The 265-nt window shown below is 64.5% G+C and carries 1 pseudogene; it reads left to right on the top strand.

Going from position 1 to position 265, the window contains the following annotated elements:
• A pseudogene (locus tag L687_RS0121315) lies at positions 1–265 on the top strand (sugar ABC transporter substrate-binding protein); the annotation flags it as partial.

Here is a 265-nt window from a genome sequence, read left to right as displayed (position 1 = left end):
AGTTCCTGAAGTTCTCCACCAGCGAGGACAGCGACGGCCAGCTGCTCGAGGCCACGGGGCAGATGCCGATGCGCACCGGACTCACCGACACCTACGGCGACTACTTCGCTGCGAACCCGAACTACGTGGCCTTCGCCGAGCAGGCTGAGAAGACCGCCGACGTGCCCAGCATCCCCAACTCCGTCGAGGCGTGGCAGGCGTTCCGCGACGAGTACTCCTCCGCCGTGATCTTCGACAAGGAGTCGATCGACGACTTCCTCGGGAA

The sequence above is a fragment of the Microbacterium maritypicum MF109 genome (genome assembly GCF_000455825.1).
In the GTDB taxonomy this organism is placed as follows: Bacteria; Actinomycetota; Actinomycetes; order Actinomycetales; family Microbacteriaceae; genus Microbacterium; species Microbacterium maritypicum_A.
The sequence above is the reverse complement of the archived record's forward strand: the minus strand, read 5'-3'. Positions and strand labels throughout refer to the sequence as shown.